The sequence below is a fragment of the Pseudomonas guariconensis genome (assembly GCF_024127895.1).
GTDB classification, from domain to species: Bacteria; Pseudomonadota; Gammaproteobacteria; order Pseudomonadales; family Pseudomonadaceae; genus Aquipseudomonas; species Aquipseudomonas guariconensis_B.
In genome coordinates, this window is the sequence record NZ_JAMYBK010000033.1 from 18,027 (window position 1) to 36,469 (window position 18,443).

An 18,443-nucleotide genomic window follows, 5' to 3' on the forward strand; every position below is an offset into this window, starting at 1 on the left:
GTGGGAGCCGGCTTGCCGGCGATGGGCTGCAAGGCAGCCCCGTTACCGCTTGACCGACCGGCATCGGGGCAAGTCCGCGCAATGCAAGATGTCGGTCTTTTGCTTATACTCGCGCTCGCTTTTCTAGCCTTCTGACGAGTCCCTATCCTCCATGGAACGTATCCTCGAAAATGCGATGTATGCCTCGCGCTGGCTGCTCGCCCCGATCTATTTCGGCCTGTCCCTGGGCCTGCTGGCGCTGGCACTGAAATTCTTCCAGGAAGTCATCCACGTCCTGCCCAATGTCTTTTCCCTGAGCGAGGCCGACCTGATCCTGGTCATCCTGTCGCTGATCGACATGTCGCTGGTCGGCGGCCTGCTGGTGATGGTGATGATCTCCGGCTACGAGAACTTCGTCTCGCAGCTGGACATCGACGACAACAAGGAGAAGCTCAACTGGCTGGGCAAGATGGACTCCTCCTCGCTGAAGATGAAGGTCGCCGCCTCCATCGTGGCGATTTCCTCGATCCACCTGCTGCGGGTGTTCATGGATGCCCAGAACATCTCCACCGACTACCTGATGTGGTACGTGATCATCCACATGACTTTCGTCATCTCGGCGTTCGTCATGGGTTACCTGGACAAGGTCACCAAGCACTGACCGCTGGCCGACCCCGGCGAGCCCTCCACCGCCCGTCCGTTGCGAAACGGACGGGCGGTCGCGTTCATGGCTTGTGCTTTCCCGGCAGCTGTACGAAAAATGATCGGACATGCGTGGTTCCCGTAGCGAGGTGCGCCCATGAACCTGCATCAGCTCAACGTCGAGGCCAGGGCCGGCCATGTCGATGAACTCAACCTTATCGCCATCGAAGGTGGCGACTACCTCCTCGAGGCGCGGGTCAAGGGCCGTGCCCATCCCCTGGCCGACAACCGTGGACAGCGACTGCGGGTGCACTGCGTGGAAGATGCGCGCAACCTCCTGCAATCGCTGCCGATGCTGTCGATGAACCTGGTGCACTGGTCGGTGCAGGACGAAATGTGTGGCATGAGCGTGCAGTCGGACGACGACCTCAAGGTGCCGATTTCCCAGCGTTCGGCTTGGTAAGCTGCCTGGCGCAGCCCCAGTGTGCTAGGCTGCTCGCCCTTTTCATCAAGGGCGCGGCTTCATTGCGCCCTGCAGCGGAGCAAGCCAATGTCCGAACTCAACCTGTCCACCGACGAAACCCGCGTCAGCTACGGCATCGGCCGTCAGCTGGGCGGCCAGCTGCGTGACAACCCGCCGCCGGGCGTCAGCCTGGAGGCCATCCTGGCCGGTCTGAGCGATGCCTTCAACGGTGCCGACAGCCGTGTCAGCGAAGCCGACCTGTCGGCCAGCTTCAAGGTCATCCGTGACCTGATGCAGGCCGAGGCCGCAGCCAAGGCCGAAGCCGCTGCTGCCGCCGGCAAGGCCTTCCTGGCCGAGAATGCCAAGCGCGAAGGCATCACTACCCTGGCGTCGGGCCTGCAGTACGAAGTGCTGAACACCGGCGAGGGCGCCAAGCCGTCCCGCGAGGACAACGTGCGCACCCACTACCACGGCACCCTGATCGATGGCACCGTGTTCGACAGCTCCTACGAGCGCGGCCAGCCGGCCGAGTTCCCGGTCGGCGGCGTGATCGCGGGCTGGACCGAAGCCCTGCAACTGATGAACGCCGGTAGCAAGTGGCGCCTGTACGTGCCGAGCGAGCTGGCCTATGGCGCCCAGGGCGTTGGCAGCATCCCGCCGCACAGCGTGCTGGTGTTCGACGTCGAGCTGCTCGACGTTCTGTAATACCTCTGGGGCCGCTTCGCGGCCTTATCGTGGGCAAGCTCGCTCCCACAAGGCCCTGCAAATCGCATCATGTGCGATCGACGCGGCCCCTGTGGGAGCGGGCTTGTCCGCGAATAATGGGCTGCAAAGCCCCATCGGCCGACACACCCTCAGTTCCAATCCGTCCCTCCAGGGCGCAATGCCCGCGCATAGCAGAACAGGAACAGGTTGCGCACCAGTTCCTTGAGCACCACCGGCTCGCTTGAATTCAGCCCATTGAGGTCCAGGTCGCCCTGGTCGCGCAGTTCGTCGAGCGCGTCTTCCTCGAGCACGGCACAGACCTCGCCGGTCTCGCGGTGCAGGATACGTAGGTAGGGGTGTGGCCGGTCCAGCCAGGCGTCGATCAGATAGGTCATGGCTATTCTCCATTGGATAGCGACTCCAATGAGAATAATTCTTATTATCAGAATAGCAAGCCCCTATTGGCGGAATTCTTCCGAATGGGGCAGGGGCCCTGTTGCAGGACCTGTCAGGGCCGCCGCGCCGGCAGCCCCGAGTGGCAGTGCATCAGACCTTGCGCACGAACTCCGACTTCAGCTTCATGGCGCCGATGCCGTCGATCTTGCAGTCGATGTCGTGGTCGCCATCGCACAGGCGGATGTTCTTGACCTTGGTACCGACCTTGACCACCAGGGACGAGCCCTTGACCTTGAGGTCCTTGATCACGGTAACGGTATCGCCGTCCTGGAGGATGTTGCCTACCGAGTCCTTCTTCACCACCTCGTCGCTGACGGCTTCGGCTTCGCCGCTGGCCGACCATTCGTGGGCGCATTCGGGACAGATCAGTTGGGTGCCATCCTCATAGGTGTATTCGGAGTTGCATTTGGGGCAGGGTGGCAGAGTGCTCACGGGGGTTCCTTAAACAGACGGGCGGTTAAAGACGCATATTGTATAAGGTTTTGTCTGCCAGGTGTGTGCCGCCTGTGCAAATGCATTCGCGGGCAAGCCCGCTTCCACAGGGGCCGCATTGGCCTTGTAGAAGCGGGCTTGCCCGCGAATGGAGTTTTTCGGTGTGGTCAGTGGGTACGGGCGACCGCGAACTCGCTCAGCTCGACCAGGGCATCGCGATACTCGCTGGCCGGCAGCACTTCCAGGCAGGCGATGGCGCGGGCGACGTAGTCACGTGCCAGCTGCGCGGTGTAGTCCAGGGCGCCGGAGGTTTCGACCGCAATGCGGATCTGCTCCAGGTCTTCCAGGCCGCCCTTCTGGATCGCCTGGCGTACCAGCGCAGCCTGTTCGGGCGTGCCTTCGCGCATGGTGTAGATCAGCGGCAGGGTCGGCTTGCCCTCGGCCAGGTCGTCGCCGACGTTCTTGCCCAGGGTCTGCGAGTCGCCCTTGTAGTCCAGCAGGTCGTCGACCAGCTGGAAGGCGACCCCAAGGTGGTCGCCGAAGGTGCGCAGCGCCTCGCGCTGTTCGTCGGTGCCTTCTGCCAGCGCGGCGGCGCTGTGGGTCGAGGCCTCGAACAGCATCGCGGTCTTGCCGCGGATGACCTCCATGTATACCGCTTCGCTGGTGCTGGCATCGCGTACCCGCGACAGTTGCAGCACTTCGCCCTCGGCGATGACCCGGGTGGCCTTGGAGAGGATCTGCATGACCGGCATCGAGCCGAGCTCGACCATCATCTCGAACGAGCGCGAATAGAGGAAGTCGCCCACCAGCACGCTCGGCGCGTTGCCCCACAGGGCGTTGGCGGTGGAGCGGCCGCGGCGCATGCCGGACATGTCGACCACGTCGTCGTGCAGCAGGGTGGCGGTGTGCAGGAACTCGATGGTCGCCGCCAGCAGGCGCAGGTCGTCGCCTTCGCGGCCCAGGGCCTTGCCGCACAGCAGCACCAGCAGTGGGCGCAGGCGCTTGCCGCCGGCGGAGGTGATATAGTCGCCGATCTTCGATACCAGCGGCACGCGCGAGGTCAGCTGCTTCTTGATGATCTCGTCGACGGCGCTGAAATCGTCAGCCACCGCGCGGTAGAAGGATTGGGGTTGCATCGGCTGCTCCATTGAGGTTGCGCGGCATGCTAGGTCGCGGGTCCCGGTGTGTCAAGGCGCGCTGCCCGCGGGCCGGGGGCGGGACTTGCAAGGTAATCAGCGGTTGCGTACAATCGCGCACCCTAACTTTCCTGGGCAGCACCTGCCTTACGCAATTGCACCGGGCCGTTCCAGCCCAGTGCAGCCATGCCAGCCAATACTCTTTCCTATAAAGCGCTGGGTGAGCAGGATTATCGGAGAAATACCATGTCTTACGCAGTAATCGTTACCGGCGGCAAGCAGTACAAAGTCGCTGAAGGTGAATTCCTGAAGGTCGAGAAGCTGGAAGTCGCCACCGGCGAATCCGTGACTTTCGATCGCGTTCTGCTGGTCGCCAATGGCGACGACGTCACCATCGGCGCGCCAGTCGTCGAAGGTGCCAAGGTTGTGGCTGAAGTCGTTTCGCAAGGCCGTCACGACAAGGTCCGCATCATCAAGTTCCGTCGTCGTAAGCACCACATGAAGCGTATGGGCCACCGCCAGTGGTTCACCGAGATCAAAATCACCGGTATCCAGGCTTAATCCCCTAGATCCCCTGAATTTATTTGGAGAATTGAACCATGGCTCACAAGAAGGCTGGTGGTAGTACTCGTAACGGTCGCGACTCAGAATCGAAACGCCTTGGCGTGAAGATGTATGGCGGCCAGGTCATCAAGGCCGGCAACATCATCGTCCGCCAGCGCGGCACCCAGTTCCACGCCGGCTACGGCGTTGGCATGGGCAAGGATCACACCCTGTTCGCCAAGATCGAAGGCGTGATCAAGTTCGAGAAGAAGGGCGAGTTCGGCCGTCGCTATGTAAGCGTCGTCGCGGCCTGATCGCGAAGTCGCTGGAGAAGCCCCGTCATGCGACGGGGCTTTTTCGTTTGTGGTGAGCCTCTTGCAAAGCTGTTTGTATGGGCTGCTGGCGCTGGTGTTTACGGTCGTTACGGGGCCGCCGCGCTCATTTTTGCAAGAGCCTCATGTTTTTGAGTCATTCAGCTCGTCTGCCGACGAGAGGCGGTTTCTATGAAGTTTGTTGACGAAGTATCGATCCGGGTCAAGGCCGGTGACGGCGGCAATGGTTGCATGAGCTTCCGCCGCGAGAAGTTCATCGAGAACGGTGGCCCCAACGGTGGTGACGGTGGCGATGGCGGTTCGGTGTTCATGGTCGCCGACGAGAACCTCAACACCCTGGTCGATTACCGCTACACCCGCCACTTCGAGGCCCAGCGTGGCGCCAACGGCGGCAGCACCGACTGCACTGGCAAGAAGGGCGATGACCTGGTCCTGCGCGTGCCGGTCGGCACCACGGTGATCGACGCTGGTACCCAGGAGATCATCGGCGACCTGGTCACCCCCGGCCAGAAGCTGCTGGTCGCCCAGGGTGGCTGGCATGGCCTGGGCAACACCCGCTTCAAGTCCAGTACCAACCGTGCGCCGCGCCAGACCACGCCAGGCAAGCCGGGCGATCAGCGCGACCTGAAGCTCGAGCTCAAGGTCCTGGCCGACGTTGGCCTGCTGGGCCTGCCCAACGCGGGCAAGAGCACTTTCATTCGCTCGGTCTCGGCGGCCAAGCCGAAGGTCGCCGACTATCCCTTCACCACCCTGGTACCGAACCTGGGCGTGGTCAGTGTCGACCGCTGGAAGAGCTTCGTCATCGCCGACATCCCTGGCCTGATCGAAGGTGCCTCCGACGGTGCCGGCCTGGGGATCCGCTTCCTCAAGCACCTGGCGCGTACCCGCATCCTCCTGCACCTGGTCGACCTGGCGCCACTGGACGGCAGCAGCCCGGCCGATGCCGCCGAGGTGATCGTCAACGAGCTCACCCGCTTCAGCCCCTCGCTGACCGAGCGTGAACGCTGGCTGGTGCTGAACAAGTCGGACATGGTCATGGACGACGAGCGCGACGAGCGAGTCAAGGAAGTGGTCGAGCGCCTGCAGTGGGAAGGCCCGGTCTACGTGATCTCGGCCATCTCCAAGCAGGGCACCGAGCAGCTCAGCCACGACATCATGCGCTACCTCGAAGACCGCGCCGACCGCCTGGCCAACGACCCGGCCTATGCCGAGGAACTGGCCGAGCTCGACCAGCGCATCGAGGACGAGGCCCGCGCCCAGTTGCAAGCCCTGGACGACGCCCGCGCCCTGCGCCGCAGCGGCGTCAAGAGCGTGCACGACATCGGCGACGATGACGACTGGGATGATGACGAGGACGACGGGGACGGCCCGGAAATCATTTACGTGCGCGACTGACCGGTTGCAGTACACTAAACGCCGCTCTCTGGAGCGGCGTTTTGGTATCTACGGTATCTACAGATTCGACATAGGTTGGAAGAGAAGATGCGAAGCAAGGTGACAGGCGCCAAGCGCTGGGTCGTGAAGATCGGCAGCGCCCTGCTGACGGCGGATGGCAAGGGGCTGGACAGCGGCGCCATGGCCGTCTGGGTCGAGCAGATGGTCGCGCTGCGGGAGGCAGGCGTGGAGTTGGTGCTGGTTTCCTCCGGGGCCGTGGCCGCTGGCATGAGCCAGCTGGGCTGGGCCAAGCGACCGAGTGCGATGAACGAGTTGCAGGCTGCTGCCTCGCTCGGCCAGATGCGCCTGGTGCAGGCCTGGGAGTCGAGCTTCGGCCAGCATGGCAAGCACACCGCGCAGATTCTCCTGACCCATGACGACCTGTCCGACCGCAAGCGCTACCTCAACGCCCGCAGCACCCTGCGCACCCTGGTGGACCTGGGCGTGGTGCCGGTGATCAACGAGAACGACACCGTGGTCACCGACGAGATTCGCTTCGGCGACAACGACACCCTGGCGGCCCTGGTGGCCAACCTGGTAGAGGCCGACCTGCTGGTGATCCTCACCGACCGCGACGGCATGTTCGACGCCGACCCACGCAACAACCCCGACGCCCAGCTGATCTTCGAGGCCCGCGCCGACGACCCGAGCCTCGATGCCGTGGCAGGCAGCTCCGGCGGCGCGCTGGGCCGTGGCGGCATGCAGACCAAGCTGCGCGCCGCACGCCTGGCTGCGCGTTCCGGCGCCCACACCATCATCGTCGGTGGGCGTATCGAGCGTGTGCTGGACCGGCTCAAGGCCGGCGAGCGCCTGGGTACCCTGCTGTCGCCCGAGCGCGGCATGCTCGCCGCGCGCAAGCAATGGCTGGCCGGTCACCTGCAGACACGCGGCACCCTGGTGCTCGATGCCGGTGCCGTGCGGGCCCTGCGCGAGGATAACAAGAGCCTGTTGCCGGTCGGCGTGAAGACCGTGCAGGGCAGCTTCCGCCGTGGCGAGATGGTGGTCTGCGTCGGCCCGGACGGCCAGGAAGTGGCCCGTGGCCTGGCCAACTACAGTGCCCTGGAGGCACAGAAGATCATCGGCCAGCCTTCTGACGCCATCGAAGGGTTGCTCGGCTACATCGCCGAGCCGGAGCTGGTGCACCGCGACAACCTGGTTCTGGTCTGAGGAGCGCACCGTGCTGAAAAGGATGTTTGCCGTGGCCGCCCTGGCGCTGCCGATGCTGGCTGGGGCCGAGGAGATCGGCCAGGTCTCCACGGTGTTCAAGTTCGTCGGGCCCAACGACCGTATCGTGGTCGAGGCGTTCGACGATCCCAAGGTCGAGGGCGTGACCTGCTACCTGTCGCGGGCCAAGACCGGCGGCCTGAAGGGTGGCCTGGGGTTGGCCGAGGACCGTGCGGAGGCGTCGATCGCCTGCCGCCAGGTGGGGCCGATCAACTTCAAGGGTGAGCTCAAGGAGGGCGAGGAGGTGTTCAAGGAACGCACCTCGCTGGTGTTCAAGACCATGCAGGTGGTGCGCTTTCTCGACAAGAAGCGCAATACGCTGGTGTACCTGGTGTACAGCGACCGGCTGATCGAAGGCAGCCCGCAGAATGCGGTGACGGCGATTCCGATCGTGCCGTGGGCCCAGTGATACCGGGTCGAGGGCGGGGAGGCCTTCGGCCTCCATTCGCGGGCAAGCCCGCTCCCACAAGTTCGGCGTTGGCCATCTGGTAGTGGGGCCGCGAAGCGGCCCCGGTTACCCCCATCTCAGGCCAGTTCCTCGGCCTGATCCTCACGAACGATCGCCTTCACCTCATCCCGGCGGCTGATGAACTTCCAGTCCGCCTCGTCGATGTAGATACCGTTCGGCCCGCTGCCGCCTTCCAGGTCGATCGCCACCCGCGCCGACACCTGCGGCTTCACGCTCGCCAGGATCGGCACGAAGCCTAGTTGCTGGCTGGTCTCCAGCAGCGCGGCCTGGTTGCGCTCGTCGATGTCCGCCGCCTCGTCGAGGTAGTAGGGCAGGCGGATGCGGCCGGCCAGGTCGCGGTCCATCAGGTGCAGCAACAGGTACATGTTGGTCAGCGCCTTGATGGTCATGGTGGTGCCGTTGGACGCCGCGCCATCGATGTCGGCGTGGATCACCGGCTGGCTGTTGATCTTGGTGATCTCGAAGGCCAGCTCGAACAAGTCCTTCAGGCCCAGCTGGTTGTGGTTGGCCGCCACCAGCCGCGCCAGGTACTCCTTGGCCTCTTCGTTCTTGTGATCCTGCTCGGCGCTCTGGGTCAGGTCGAACACTGACAGGGTCTCGCCTTCCTCGTACTGGCCGGCGCTGTGGATGATCTGGTCGATGTGCTTGAGCGCTTCCTTGTTCGGCGCCAGGACCACGCGGAAGCTCTCTAGGTTGGACACCTGGCGCTTGTTGATCTCGCGGTTGAACAGGGCCAGCTGGTGCTCCAGGCTGTCGTAGTCGCTGCGGATGTTGCGCAGTGTCCGGGCGATGTCGGTGACTGCGGCGCGGCGTGCCTTGGCCAGGGTCAGGGCCTCTTCGGTGCGGTGCGAGTAGGCGTTGATCAGCAGTTGCAGGCGGCGCTCCATGTCGTCTTCGCTGTCGAACTTGGCCACGCCCTTGAGGCGTACCTGGGCGTACAGCGCCTCGATCTGGTTGTCCACCCGCTGCAGGGCCTGCCAACTGTCCTGGTAGTCGTTGAGCAGTGGCAGCAGGTTGTCCATGGAGTCGTCGACCGCCTCCATGAAGGGCGTGCCGAAGGGCAGGTCGGCCGGCAGCAACTGGCGACGGCGCAGGGCGTCGTCGAGGGTGCGCTGCTTGGCTTCCAGGTCGGCGATCTGCCGGCCCACCAGTTGCAGCTTGGCCGACAGCTGCTGGACGCGCTCGGTGAAGGCGTCGCTGGAGCGCTTGAGCTCGTCCTGGGCAGCTTCCAGTTGCGCCAGTTGCTCGAGCTTTTCCGGCTCTTCGGCGCTCAGGGTCTCGGTGCGGCGGAAGTCCTCCAGGGCCTTCTGCGCATCCAGCACCTGCTGGTACAGGGCCTCGGTCTGCGCCTTGCTGGCGGCACGGTCGAGGGCCACGGCCTGTTGGGTCTTGAGCTGCTTGAGCTCTTTTTCCAGGCGTTCTTTCTGGTCGCGCAGGGCGGCGCGGTCGGCCAGGGCCTGCAGGGCCGGCGGATCGATGTGCGACAGGTCGATGGCCAGGCCCGGGGCCTCGAAACGCTCGCCCTTGAAGCCGTCGAGCACGGCCTCCAGGGTTTTCACCCACAGGTCGCTGTCGTCCAGCTCGATGCCGCGCTCGCCCAGCGGCAGGCTGAACAGCGCGCCGTTGAACAGGCGCATCAGGCGGTCCACATCCTGCTGGGAGAACTCCTCGCGCAGGCGGGCGTAGCTGTTGTTGTCGGCGTGGTCGAGCTGCTGCCTGACCTGCTTGAGGCGTTTTTCCAGGTCGCGCACGCGCTCGTCCAGGTCCTCGGCGGAGAACTGCCGCGACTGGGCCAGGGCGCCGGCCAGTTCGTCATGGGCGTCCTTGGCCGCCAGCAACTGCTGCTCCAGGACCTTGACGTCGTCGACCAGGGCGAAGCGGTGCTTGAGTACCGACAGTTCGCCGAGCCAGCGCTGGATGCCGGTGATCTCGCGCTCCAGGCGCATCAGCTCCTGGGTGCCGCTGCGCTGGTCGTTCTGCAGGCTGTCCTGCTCGTTGCGGTAGTGCTCGGCCTGGATGACCAGCTCTTCCTTGCGCGCCATGGCGTAGTCCTGCCAGGTGCCCAGCAGGTTGTCGAGCAGCGGCGAGAGGCGGTGCAGCTTGCCGCGCAGGATGTCGCGCTGGGCCACGCCGCCGGCCAGTGCCTCGACCAGCGGGCCTGCGGCGACCAGGGCGTTGTAGTCCTGCTCCATGCGGCGCACGTCGCGGAAGGCTTCCTCGCAGGCGGCGATGTAGTCGACGCTGCCCGAGCGCAGGCTGTGCTCGAAGGCATCGAGGAACAGCTGCTTGAGCTTGGCTGCGGTGATCTCGCGCATGTGCAGCAGGTTGATGAACAGGGCACGGAAGGTCTTCAGGCTCTGCTCGCTGGTCGAGCGCAGCGGGATCAGGGTCAGGTCCAGCGGCACCGAGGTGTGGCCGCCGACCAGCAACCGGCGCAGTTCGTCCGGCTTGAGCTCGTAGGCCTTCAGGCCGTGGCGCTCGAGGTTGGTGAACAGTTCTTTCTGGCGCAGGCAGGTGTCGTCTTTCTGGTAGTGCGCCAGGTCCAGTTGGCCCTGGTAGGCGAAGAACTGGTGGCCGAAGCCGCCGCCCGGGCCACGACCGACCACACCGATCACGTGCGGACCGTGGGGCAGGTTCAGTTCGCAGAGGATGTAGCTGGTGTCGCTGGCGAAGTAGAAGCGGCGCGACTGCTCCAGGCTGTACTTGCCGAAGCTCATGTCGGACATGCGCGCCAGGATCGGGAACTGCAGGGCGTTGATCGAGGCGGACTTGCCCAGGTTGTTGGCGCCGTAGACCGACAGCGGGTGTTCCAGGGGGAACAGGCCCAGGCTGTAGCCGGCGGTGTTGAGCAGTGCGAAGCGGCGGATGCCGTAGCGTTCCTGGCTCATGCGTCAATCTCCTGTTGCTCTTCGCGGATGGCCCGGGCCAGGGCTTCTTCCTCGCTTTCCTCGGCCTCGAAGGGGGTCAGGTCGAGCGGGTCGTCGGTGCGGTTGAGTTCTTCCGGGCTTTCTTCCTCGACCAGTACCGGCGTCGGCAGCGGCAGGTCGCTGTGCAGGCTGGCGGCCAGGTCGCGGTCCTGCTGGACCGACAGGCAGACGTCGAGGAAGCGGTGCATCGGTGGCAGGAAACGGTAGATGCCGCCTTCCTCGTGGGCGAAGCCCAGCTGGGTCATGCGCCGCAGGATCTTCTCCTCCAGCTCGTCGACCGTCTGCACCTCGGCCTGGATGAACAGGTCGCGGTATTTTTCCAGCAGCGATGGCAGCTCGTCGCGGCCAATGCTGCCGCCATCGAGCACGGCCATCGGGTCGCGGCCCTGGTCGGCCAGGTGCTCGACCAGGATGAAGGTGAACAGCGACAGCCGCTGGGCGGTCTTGTTGACCTGGGCGGCAGCCTGTTCGGGGACGAAGTAGTAGAAACCGCGGGTGTCGCACACCAGCTCGAAGCCCAGGGCCTTGAACAGGGTGCGGTACTGGTCCTGGAAGTTCGACAGCTGGGCGTACAGCTCAGGGTCGCGGCGGCTGATATGGAAGCCCTTGAACAGCTCGCGGAAGATCGGCGCGAGCTGGGACAGTTCGGAAAGATCAAGATGCATGGGCTGGGCTCGCGTTGGATTCGGGCGTGGCCGCGGGCGTGGTTTCGCGGCTGGAGGTCAGGGCGAAGGAGCGCAGGCTGACCAGGTGTTCGCGGGTGGTGTACTCGCGCCGGTCGAGGCGCTCGCGGTTGAAGCGCTTCTCCCGCGACAGGCGTGAGAACCAGTACAGCAGCTCGTCGGTGGCGCCTTCGGGTTCCTGCTCCAGCAACCAGACCATCAGGTCCGGCAGGGGCAGGGCGTCCTCGCAGCGCTCGAGCATTTCCTTGACCGTGCGCGGTGCGCGCGGCAACGGGCCCTTCTGGGTCTTGTGCGCCTTGGGGAAGCGCGCCGGTTTCGGTTCGAAGCGGGCCAGGGCATAGACGTAGGCCTCGACCTGGCTGGCACTGCCGAGGAAGGTGCTCTGCGGCCGGGTGAACAGTGGCATGGCCGCGTGGGGCACGGCGTCGATGCCCTTGCGGCGGATCACCGACAGGGCCAGGGCGGCGCCGCGGGTCACGGCATTGTGCCGGCGCGCTTCTTCGCGCAGCGGCAGCAAGAGCTCGCGGGCATGGCGCAGGGTCAACTGGGCGCTGGTCTGCATCTCGAGGATGCGCGCGTGGGTGCGCAGCAGCATGTCGTCGTCGACCAGGTGGCCCAGGCGCGCCTGCTCGCCGAGCAGGCGCAGCAGCACGGTCTCGACCTTGCGCACGCCCTGCTCGAAGGCACCGTCGGCGTTGACCAGTTGGATCATCGGCTCGACATACTCGTCCCAGGTCGCCAGGACCTCGGCGTAGCGTTGGCGCAGGGGGATCTGGCGGTTGCTGGTCTTGGCCCGTTCGGCCACGGCGACCAGCGCCTGCTCGTCGTTGTCGAGCTTCTTGAGCACGTCGCGCACGCGCATGTCGAGCAGGCGCAACTGGCGCGCCAGGTCGTCGCTGTCGCGGTTGTCGAAGGCGTCCTGGATATGCCCGGCCAGGCGCTCCAGGTGACGCAGGTAGGCCTCGATCTCCAGGCACAGGCCCAGGCGGTGTTCGCGGCGCAGGTAAGCGAGGAAGTCGTGGATCTGGGCGTTGAGCTCGAAGCGGTTCGGGCTCTTGGCCACCGGCACCAGGATATCCAGGCGGATCCACACATCGAGCAGCTGGGTGATGTCCTGCGGGGTACTCTCCACCTGCTGGCGGGCCAGTTGCTGGCGTAGTTCGACCAGGCTCAGGGTGCCCTGGTCGAAGCGCTCGCACAGCGGCTCGATCAGGGCCCAGTGTTCGGCTAGGGCGCGCAGGACGCGCTTGGGTTCGATCATTGGCGGGTCGACTCGTTGCCAAATAAAAGGGGCGATTGTACTGCATCCCGGGGGGAGGATTTCACCCCTTGGTCTGTAATGGTGGGTATCCGTTGCCAGTGCCGGCCCTTTCGCGGACAACAAATTTCCGTCGCCCAGTTGCGGCGCTCGATGGACAACAGCGGTAGAATGGCCGACTGACTTCTCCCCCCGGATGACCGTGCCTTGCTGACCGAGCCTCGCCGCCGCGCCTACCTTTCCGCCATGCAAGTGGTGCATTGGCTGCCGCGTGCCGAACTGCCGTTCGCCGCGCCGTCACGGCCCGAGCTGCTGTTGCCGCAGGCGCCGGTCGAGGTGCTCGAGTTCGAGGTCAAGCCCTCGGCGCCGGCGGCCCGCGAGGCGCCTGTCGCGCCCCAGGCCCGCCCCAGCGAGCGGCCGAAGATCGAAATTCCCCGCCCAGGCAGCGCGCCCAAGCCAACCAGCAAGCCGGTCGAAGCCGAGGAGCAGGCGCCAGCGCCTCGTCCGACCCCGGTGCCGCCGCCGCGCTTCGCCCTGCAGCTGCTGCGCGCCGGTCACTGCCTGCTGTTGGTGGAATTGGCCACCGGCCAGCCGTTCCAGAGCCGCGACCCGTCGTACCTGCTGCTCAAGGACATGCTGCGCGCCGCCGGCCTGCCGGATGCCCCGCAGATCGTCGGCGAACCGGTGCGTTGGCCCCTGCTGGTACGCGGCAACATGGACCAGGGCCCGGAGGCGGCACGGGACTTCGTCCAGGCCTTCATCCAGGCCCGCCTGGAAGAAGCCCCGTGCACCTGCCTGTGGCTGGTCGGCCTGCCTGCGGTGCGCTTCGCCGGCCAGGCCGACGCCGAGGCCTACTACCAAGAACTCAAGGTCGAGGGCCTGGGCGATGCCTGGGCCCTGCCAGGCCTTGAACTGTTGATGGACGAGCCGCGGCGCAAGGCGGACGTCTGGCAAGCGATGCGCCGGCTGATGGCGCGCTGGAAGAGCGTTGAATGAGTGACTCGATCAGTTTCCGCCCGATGACCGAGGCGGATCTGGATGCCGTGCTTAAGATCGAATATGCCGCGTTCAGTCATCCCTGGACCCGTGGCATCTTCCAGGATGCGCTCAAGTCTTATGAAGTCTGGCTGATGTTCGAGGGGCAGCAGCAGGTCGGTCATGGCGTGATCAACGTGATCATCGACGAGGCGCACTTGCTCAACATCACCGTCAAACCGGAAAGCCAGGGCCGTGGCCTCGGCCTGCGCCTGCTCCAGCACCTGATGGCACGGGCCTACCAGCTCAATGGCCGCGAATGCTTCCTGGAGGTACGGGCCAGCAACCAGTCGGCCTATCGTCTCTACGAACGCTACGGATTCAACGAAATCGGCCGGCGCCGGGACTACTACCCGGTTGCCGGTGGGCGCGAAGACGCCCTGGTGATGGCCTGCACCCTGCTCGAAGAGTGACCTGGCGGGGGCTGGCCAAGTCACACAGGCATACCCTGATGAGGCAACGACCATGCATGACCTGCAGGAACTGATCGACAACAATGAGCGTTGGGCCGATGCGATCAAGCAGCGCGACCCGGACTTCTTCGCCAAGCTGGCCCGCCAGCAGGCGCCTGAATTCCTCTGGATCGGCTGCTCCGATGCCCGGGTGCCGGCCAACGAGATCGTCGGCATGCTGCCGGGCGACCTGTTCGTCCACCGCAACGTCGCCAACGTGGTGCTGCACACCGACCTGAACTGCCTGTCGGTGATCCAGTACGCGGTGGAGGTGCTCAAGGTCAAGCATATCCTGGTCACCGGTCACTACGGCTGCGGCGGTGTGCGTGCGGCCATGCAGGACCGCCAGCTGGGTTTGATCGACGGTTGGCTGCGCTCGATCCGCGACCTGTACTACGAGAAGCGCGCCGAGCTGGCCAAGCTGGACGGCGAGGAGGCCAAGGTCGACCGCCTGTGCGAATTGAACGTGATCCAGCAGGTGGCCAACGTGGCCCATACCAGCATCGTGCAGAACGCCTGGCATCGCGGGCAGGAACTGTCGATCCACGGGTGCATCTATGGCATCAAGGATGGTCGCTGGAAGAGCCTGGACACCACCATCAGCGGCTTCGCCCAGTTGCCGGCGCAGTATCGGTTGCGGCCGGTGGAGCAGGGCTGAGGGCCAGGCATGCGGCATTGGGGCGCGTAGCGGCCCCTCGTGAGGCCAGCCCGAAACCTCCGTGCGCGACACGCCATGCTTAACTCCTTGCCAGGGGCTGCCATAGTTGGAGCAAGGGGGAAAGGAATGAAAAGCACGAGGCTGCTGGCGTTGGCTGGGTGCTTGCTAATGGCAGGTATCGCCTAGGCCGACGAGCGCGACCTGTGGATGTTCGCCCAGTGGGCGGGGGATCACCAGACCCGCCCCTTCCGCCAGATGCTGGTGGATGCCCGGCTGTATGGCGTGGTGCCGATCCATCAACTGCTGCGCTCGGCCTCGGACTGGCGCCTGTGCCGTGCCTCGCCTTTCGCCGTGCCACCGGCTACCCACTGGCCCCAGGTGCGTTCCACCCTGATGCTGCTCAAGACCCTCGGCGACCAGGGCATCCTGCGCCAGTTCGAAGTGGTCTCGGCCTACCGCGATCCCCGCCTGAACGCCTGCGCCGGTGGTGCGGTGGGCAGCGCCCATACCCGCGCCTTCGCCGTCGACCTGCTGCTGCCGGCCTGGGCCGACCCGAACCCGTTGTGCCGCTTCTGGCAGCAACACGGCCGAGCCTGGAACATGGGCCTGGGGCGCTACCCGTCCGGGCGTATCCACCTCGATACGGCGGGCTATCGGACCTGGGGTGGAGACGGCCGCTCGGGTTCGTCGTTCTGCGCCAAGCCCAGGTGAGCGAGACAGGCCTGGCACTCGGCCATCACCCATTCGACAAAGCACTGGCGCTTGCCACCATCATCCAGTGGGCGAGGGCTGAGCAGATGATAGGCCGAACCGTCGCGCAGGAAGCCGAACGGCGCCTGTAGCTGCCCGCTGTCGAGTTCGTCGCGGACCATCAGTGCCGAGGCGATGGCCAGGCCCAGCCCGGCGCTGGCGGCCTGGACCGACAGGTAGAAATGTTCATAGTCACTGTGCGCGTCAGGGCGGGCCTGACGAGCGCTCAGGCGCAGCCAGGTGTTCCACGCGTCGGGGCGGGTGGTGCTGTGCAACAGGCGTTGCCCGTCGAGGCCATCGCCCATGCCTGGGCGGCCGACTGGGCCGATCCACTCGTCGCAGATCTTCAGGCTGTACAACTGGCGGTCCCAATGGAAGTCATCGCGCCGTAGCGCCAGGTCGACGCCGGTGCGGGTGAAGTCCAGCGGGCCACCGGCAGCCACCAGGTGCAGTTGCAAGCTTGGATGGGCGGCATGGAAACGGGGCAGCCGTGGGATCAGCCAGCGCATGGCGATGGTGGGTTCGCACGACAGTACCAGCACATTGTCGCGCGCCTGGGCCTGCAGGCGCTGCACCGTACCGTCCAGTTGCTCGAAGATCGCCTGGGTGGTGCCGTGCAGCGCGCGGCCGGCGGGGGTGAGGAAGATCGCCCGATTGCGCCGTTCGAACAGTTCCACGCCGAGGCTTTCCTCCAGCAGTCGTACCTGGCGGCTGACTGCGCCATGGGTGACGTGCAGGCGCTCGGCGGCCCGTACGAAGCTCTCGGTTTCGGCAGCGATGTCGAAGTAGTGCAAGGCGGTCAATGGGGGCCGTTTCATGGGGTTGCCGTCGAATGCGCAATATTTTTGTGTGAGAAAAACTAGTGGATCAAGCGCACTATAAATCGATTTTTCCTTGTGGATAAGCCTTCGATAATCAGTGCCTCTGTGCCTTTTCATCGTCTATCGAGGAGCTTTTGCGTGAACGAACTGATTGCCGTGGCCCTGTTCACCGTGCTGGCTGTCATCAGCCCGGGGGCTGACTTCGCCATGGTCACCCGCAGCAGTTATGCACAGGGCCGCAAGGCCGGCCTGGCGGCCGCAGTGGGCATCGCTCTGGGGGTGCAGGTGCATGTGTGCTACACGGTGCTCGGCATCGCCGTGATCGTCAGCCAGAGCCCGGCTCTATTCATGGTCATGAAGGTGGTGGGGGCGGGGTACCTCATCTACCTGGGCTACCAGTCGCTGACCAACACCACGCGCATCAGCCACGAGGGCGTCGAGCAAGCCCGCACGAGCGCTCGGGCGGCGTTATGCACGGGGTTCCTGACCAATGCCCTGAACCCCAAGACCCTGTTGTTCGTGGTCAGTGCCTTTACCCAGGTGGTCCAGCCGGGCAGCCCATTGGCACTGGACTTCGCCTACGGCGCATTCATGTCCTTCGCTCACTGGCTGTGGTTCAGCCTGGTGGCGGTGTTCTTTTCCAGTGTGGCGCTGCGCAGGGCGATGATCGAACGGCAGCGGGTGGTCGACCGGGTGATCGGCGTGGCCTTGATCGGGTTGGGGGTGACGGTGGTGGTTGCGGGTGTGCGTTGAGAGATTGTCCATCACGTTGGGCTGCGAAGCGGCCCTACTAAATGGAAGCCTTAATCGACCGGCATTACGCGAATGGTTTTCGCAGGGCAAAAGAAAAAGGGCTTACCTTGCGGTAAACCCTTTTCGAAGATGGTGGCTACACAGGGACTTGAACCCCGGACACCGGCATTATGAATGCCGTGCTCTAACCGACTGAGCTATGTAGCCAAGTGGCGCGCATTATTCGCTTGAATCCCGATCCTGTCAACACCCCTTTCAAAAAAAATTTACGCGCTTTCAAACGCTTAGCCAGAAAGCCCGATCTTCAGCGGACGATCAGCCAATGACCGAGCACGTCGTGCAGTTGCAGGCGCTGGTCGTTGGCCAGGCGCTCGAGGCTTTCGGCGGGGCGGTCGAGGTTGAAGTCGCCGCTGACGCGTCGATAGGCGGTCTGCTCGTCCATCAGCCAGACCCGTCGGCCCAGGTAGCCGGTCAGGCGCTCCAGGACTTCGCCCAGGGGCGTGTCCTTGGCCAGCAGATGGCCGCTGCGCCAGGCGTCGGCTGCCTTGGCGTCGATCTTCTGCACCGGGTCGATGCGTGTATCGGTGAAGGTGACCCGCTCGCCGGCCGAGACCATGCGCTGCTCGCCGCCCTGGATGACCATGGCCTTGCCCTTGAGCACCACCAGTTCGTCATGGCCGGCATGACGGGCGATCATCAGGCGCGTGCCGAACACCTGGATGCGTGCTGCGTCGACCTGCACCTCCATGGCGCGCCCGTCGAGCATCACTTCCAGGTAGACCTGGCCCTGTACCAGCTGCAACAGGCGCGTGCGGCCACGCAAGTCGACGTTCATGGCACTGGCGCTGTCCAGGTGCAGGGTGGAGCCGTCGGCCAGGCGCAGGCTGCGGCGCTCGCCGCTGGCGGTGTGCAGCTCGCTGCCCAGGCGCTGCGCCAGTGGCCAGTAGAGGTAGGTCAGGCCCGCCAGCACCAGCAGGAACAGCACCGCCAGCCACGTGCCGGCCCGACTGCGACGCGCCTTGACTTGTCGGGGGCGTGGCCGTGCCGGAGGTGGCTGCAGCCGTTGCCAGTAGGCTTCCAGCTCGGCATAGGCCCGTGCGTTGTCGGGCTCCTGGCACCAGGCGCTGAACGCCTGGTGCAGCCGTTCGTCGCCACCGGGCTGGCGCAGGCGGGAAAACCATTCCAGCGCCTCCCGTTGGGGATCGGCCTGGATCTGCAAGGCGGGCATCGGGCTCATGGGATCTGCTCGCGGAAAGGGCGGTTTCGCTCAATGTTTACAGGGGTATAGAAT

General features: G+C 65.0%; 21 protein-coding genes and 1 tRNA gene. 13 read left to right on the forward strand and 9 right to left on the reverse strand.

Annotated elements, in window-relative coordinates; genetic code table 11:
- Positions 1-151 precede the first annotated feature (151 nt).
- From NJF35_RS22480 to NJF35_RS22490, 3 genes are all read left to right on the forward strand, one after another.
- The gene (locus NJF35_RS22480) at positions 152-640 is read left to right on the forward strand and encodes a TIGR00645 family protein (protein ID WP_225790580.1); all 489 of its coding nucleotides are present in this window, start codon (positions 152-154) and stop codon (positions 638-640) included.
- 138 nt (positions 641-778) lie between these two features.
- Complete coding sequence (locus NJF35_RS22485) at positions 779-1,084, forward strand: DUF6482 family protein (RefSeq protein ID WP_225790579.1); 306 nt, start codon at positions 779-781, stop codon at positions 1,082-1,084.
- Between the two features lie 87 nt (positions 1,085-1,171).
- On the forward strand, positions 1,172-1,789 hold the full coding sequence (locus NJF35_RS22490; protein WP_225790578.1) for an FKBP-type peptidyl-prolyl cis-trans isomerase: 618 nt from the start codon (positions 1,172-1,174) through the stop codon (positions 1,787-1,789).
- Positions 1,790-1,938: 149 nt separating this feature from the next.
- On the opposite strand, the gene NJF35_RS22495 is transcribed toward NJF35_RS22490, so the two are convergent.
- The 3 genes from NJF35_RS22495 to NJF35_RS22505 form a co-directional block, all read right to left on the reverse strand.
- Positions 1,939-2,184 carry a hypothetical protein gene (locus NJF35_RS22495; RefSeq protein WP_225790577.1) on the reverse strand — a complete coding sequence of 82 codons (246 nt, stop codon included), beginning with the start codon at positions 2,182-2,184 and terminating at the stop codon, positions 1,939-1,941.
- A 151-nt stretch (positions 2,185-2,335) separates the two neighbouring features.
- Positions 2,336-2,677 carry a zinc ribbon domain-containing protein YjdM gene (locus NJF35_RS22500; protein WP_225790576.1) on the reverse strand — a complete coding sequence of 114 codons (342 nt, stop codon included), beginning with the start codon at positions 2,675-2,677 and terminating at the stop codon, positions 2,336-2,338.
- A 167-nt stretch (positions 2,678-2,844) separates the two neighbouring features.
- Positions 2,845-3,813: a polyprenyl synthetase family protein gene (locus NJF35_RS22505; RefSeq protein WP_225790575.1), complete on the reverse strand. Its 969-nt coding sequence runs from the start codon at positions 3,811-3,813 to the stop codon at positions 2,845-2,847.
- A 246-nt stretch (positions 3,814-4,059) separates the two neighbouring features.
- Between NJF35_RS22505 and rplU the strand changes: the two genes are divergently transcribed.
- The 5 genes from rplU (at position 4,060) to NJF35_RS22530 (ending at position 7,755) form a co-directional block, all read left to right on the forward strand.
- The gene (rplU, locus tag NJF35_RS22510; RefSeq protein WP_225790593.1) at positions 4,060-4,374 is read left to right on the forward strand and encodes a 50S ribosomal protein L21; all 315 of its coding nucleotides are present in this window, start codon (positions 4,060-4,062) and stop codon (positions 4,372-4,374) included.
- A 38-nt stretch (positions 4,375-4,412) separates the two neighbouring features.
- Positions 4,413-4,670, forward strand: coding sequence for a 50S ribosomal protein L27 (gene rpmA / locus NJF35_RS22515; RefSeq protein ID WP_225790574.1), 258 nt, complete (start codon positions 4,413-4,415; stop codon positions 4,668-4,670).
- A gap of 189 nt (positions 4,671-4,859) precedes the next feature.
- The gene (gene cgtA, locus NJF35_RS22520; protein WP_225790573.1) at positions 4,860-6,083 is read left to right on the forward strand and encodes an Obg family GTPase CgtA; all 1,224 of its coding nucleotides are present in this window, start codon (positions 4,860-4,862) and stop codon (positions 6,081-6,083) included.
- Positions 6,084-6,170: 87 nt separating this feature from the next.
- Positions 6,171-7,289 (forward strand): glutamate 5-kinase, encoded by a 1,119-nt coding sequence (proB, locus tag NJF35_RS22525; RefSeq protein WP_225790572.1) that lies wholly within the window; start codon positions 6,171-6,173, stop codon positions 7,287-7,289.
- A 22-nt stretch (positions 7,290-7,311) separates the two neighbouring features.
- Positions 7,312-7,755, forward strand: a complete 444-nt coding sequence (locus NJF35_RS22530) for a CreA family protein (protein WP_225790592.1) — start codon at positions 7,312-7,314, stop codon at positions 7,753-7,755.
- Positions 7,756-7,871: 116 nt separating this feature from the next.
- Here NJF35_RS22530 and mksF read toward each other — a convergent pair whose 3' ends face one another.
- Genes mksF through mksB form a run of 3 tightly spaced genes read right to left on the reverse strand, consistent with a single transcriptional unit; the run spans position 7,872 to position 12,686 of the window.
- Positions 7,872-10,703, reverse strand: coding sequence for an Mks condensin complex protein MksF (mksF, locus tag NJF35_RS22535; protein ID WP_225790571.1), 2,832 nt, complete (start codon positions 10,701-10,703; stop codon positions 7,872-7,874).
- Positions 10,700-11,407 (reverse strand): Mks condensin complex protein MksE, encoded by a 708-nt coding sequence (gene mksE, locus NJF35_RS22540; RefSeq protein WP_225790570.1) that lies wholly within the window; start codon positions 11,405-11,407, stop codon positions 10,700-10,702. Before mksE ends, mksF begins: the two co-directional genes overlap by 4 nt.
- Positions 11,397-12,686, reverse strand: coding sequence for an Mks condensin complex protein MksB (gene mksB, locus NJF35_RS22545; RefSeq protein WP_225790569.1), 1,290 nt, complete (start codon positions 12,684-12,686; stop codon positions 11,397-11,399). The genes mksE and mksB overlap by 11 nt, the downstream gene beginning before the upstream one ends.
- A 204-nt stretch (positions 12,687-12,890) precedes the next feature.
- Here mksB and NJF35_RS22550 point away from each other — a divergent pair, with 204 nt between their 5' ends.
- From NJF35_RS22550 to NJF35_RS22565, 4 genes are all read left to right on the forward strand, one after another.
- A complete protein-coding gene (locus NJF35_RS22550) occupies positions 12,891-13,679 on the forward strand; it encodes an energy transducer TonB (protein WP_225790568.1) in 789 nt (262 codons plus the stop codon).
- Positions 13,676-14,131, forward strand: coding sequence for a ribosomal protein S18-alanine N-acetyltransferase (rimI, locus tag NJF35_RS22555; protein WP_225790567.1), 456 nt, complete (start codon positions 13,676-13,678; stop codon positions 14,129-14,131). The genes NJF35_RS22550 and rimI overlap by 4 nt, the downstream gene beginning before the upstream one ends.
- A 52-nt stretch (positions 14,132-14,183) precedes the next feature.
- A complete protein-coding gene (gene can / locus NJF35_RS22560) occupies positions 14,184-14,828 on the forward strand; it encodes a carbonate dehydratase (RefSeq protein ID WP_225790566.1) in 645 nt (214 codons plus the stop codon).
- 207 nt (positions 14,829-15,035) lie between these two features.
- Positions 15,036-15,539 carry a D-Ala-D-Ala carboxypeptidase family metallohydrolase gene (locus NJF35_RS22565; RefSeq protein ID WP_253091497.1) on the forward strand — a complete coding sequence of 168 codons (504 nt, stop codon included), beginning with the start codon at positions 15,036-15,038 and terminating at the stop codon, positions 15,537-15,539.
- Here NJF35_RS22565 and NJF35_RS22570 read toward each other — a convergent pair.
- Entirely contained in the window at positions 15,479-16,396 is a 918-nt protein-coding gene (locus NJF35_RS22570; protein ID WP_225790564.1) for a LysR substrate-binding domain-containing protein, read from the reverse strand. The genes NJF35_RS22565 and NJF35_RS22570 overlap by 61 nt on opposite strands.
- Positions 16,397-16,537: 141 nt before the next feature.
- Between NJF35_RS22570 and NJF35_RS22575 the strand changes: the two genes are divergently transcribed.
- On the forward strand, positions 16,538-17,152 hold the full coding sequence (locus tag NJF35_RS22575; protein ID WP_253091498.1) for a LysE family translocator: 615 nt from the start codon (positions 16,538-16,540) through the stop codon (positions 17,150-17,152).
- 130 nt (positions 17,153-17,282) lie between these two features.
- Here the strand turns inward: NJF35_RS22575 and NJF35_RS22580 are convergent.
- Positions 17,283-17,359, reverse strand: a tRNA-Met gene (locus NJF35_RS22580).
- Between the two features lie 97 nt (positions 17,360-17,456).
- Positions 17,457-18,389, reverse strand: a complete 933-nt coding sequence (locus NJF35_RS22585; RefSeq protein ID WP_225790562.1) for a FecR family protein — start codon at positions 18,387-18,389, stop codon at positions 17,457-17,459.
- Between the last annotated feature and the right edge of the window lie 54 nt (positions 18,390-18,443).